The organism is Endozoicomonas sp. ONNA2, assembly GCF_024606365.1.
GTDB lineage: Bacteria > Pseudomonadota > Gammaproteobacteria > Pseudomonadales > Endozoicomonadaceae > Endozoicomonas.
Map to the genome: position 1 here is coordinate 1 of NZ_JAHHPO010000486.1, position 1,623 is coordinate 1,623.

Here is a 1,623-nt window from a genome sequence, read left to right on the forward strand (position 1 = left end):
GAGAAATTGAGGCTAAAAATTTCTGATTCTGAGGAGAATAGCGGGGCTATTTGACGAAGAAGCAGGAATTTTTAGACCAATTTATCGCAACCGCAGCAGGGTAGTCTATTCTCGGACAGCCTCCTGGTCACCCTCATGTCATGAAAGCTTTAGCCACGAAGACACAGAGGAAAAGCATTTTCTGTCCCTTGCCTGCGTGGCAATTTTCTTTCACGGCAAAGATATTAATGCAGGCGCTGGTGCAATGCATCATTTATATAATATGAGGCTTTGGCTGAAGCAGGGCGGAACAATTTGCTGTTTATAGAGTCTGACGACGTTGCCAACTTTAACGAATTGATTCGCAAGGCGTTCAAAAAATGATTTCAACTACTGCGCACGCAAATTCACAGCAAGCAAACAGGCTTTCTGCACTTGAGGATGGTTCAGCTTCAGCTGCATCGGTTGATGTTAAATTCGGGGATACATTCCGGACTATACGACCGGTTTTAGAGCCGGAAACCCTGCAACAGGCCAACAATGCGATCAATAGAGATAGCTATGACTTTGTCAAGGATAAATATAATTCAATACTGAAATCCAGACTTTGTTCACAAGTGTTGCCAGGAATTAATGACAGTCAATGTATTTTTTCTTTAATTCCTGAAGGCTATCCACAAACCAAAGTAAGCGTACAATTTTCTCCTGATTCCCGGATTGTTAATCAGAAAAGCTTTAAGCGCCAATTAATGACCAGTGATAATGCATAGATTGATCTGGCTGTAAAAGGTGTAGAGGTGTTGGCCAGGCAATTCTCATTGCAGGGTCAGACTGTGGAATTGTGTACGTTGGGGATCGTTCGAAATTACATTCGCAGTGACGGTTTAATGGGATCTGTATGGTTTCGTGATAGGGGGGATTATGGCCTCGTGATGTTAATGAATGATGATTCAGTTAAAGAGGGTGTTCCTTATTACACGGGAGGAGGGCTGGCAACAGCGGAATTAGAGAGCAGAGATTGTTTTGGAATATATTATGCGACCAAGGGATCTGAGGAATACCACCCTTTCGAACAAAACCTTGGTTATGTTTACTCAAACACAGGCAATCTTATTCATCGATTAGCTAATGCCCAATATGTCCCGGTTGAAACTGAAAAGCAGCCGGCTAAACCTCGGGAAAAATATGTTGTAATGCCACCCTGGGGAACGCCTGTTGAACAGAGGTTATTGCAAATTGTTATGACCCCCTCTTATGATACCCACCAGCCAGCGTCAAGGTTTATGTCCGTCGTGTCTGACTTGTCCAGGCGAGTGAAATCCCGGGTTGATGGTTAGTTGGTGAATTTTTACCCAGAGTCTCTGGTTATACATCAGGTGTCAGATACCAGGAGGCTGTCCGGGAATAGACTGCCCTGGTAGACATTAAGGAATTCTTCCTGTTAGGACTATTGTTCATTATTCTTTTTAGCTTCTGCGATCGAGTGCAGGCGGGTTGGTTTCCAGGTACTGCGGGTCTTGAATTGGAACCACGAAGCACACGAAGAGCACAAAGAAGAACTTTTCTTTTGTGCTCTTCGTGTGCTTCTCGGTTCAAAGCTTTTGCTTCTGGAATTAATAGATAGATGCTTAATGTCTATCGTAA

2 protein-coding genes are annotated in these 1,623 nt (G+C 43.6%); both read left to right on the forward strand.

Translation table 11 applies throughout. From position 1 onward, the window contains the following. Nucleotides 1-359 precede the first annotated feature (359 nt). Nucleotides 360-749: a hypothetical protein gene (locus KDK14_RS08770; RefSeq protein ID WP_257264713.1), complete on the forward strand. Its 390-nt coding sequence runs from the start codon at nucleotides 360-362 to the stop codon at nucleotides 747-749. Nucleotides 750-812: 63 nt separating this feature from the next. Then, nucleotides 813-1,316, forward strand: a complete 504-nt coding sequence (locus tag KDK14_RS08775) for a hypothetical protein (protein ID WP_257264714.1) — start codon at nucleotides 813-815, stop codon at nucleotides 1,314-1,316. Nucleotides 1,317-1,623: the final 307 nt, after the last annotated feature.

What these genes read in the sequence shown, in the direction of transcription:
- KDK14_RS08770 (WP_257264713.1), top strand. Translation starts at nt 360, where the DNA reads ATGATTTCAACTACTGCGCACGCAAATTCACAGCAAGCAAACAGGCTT.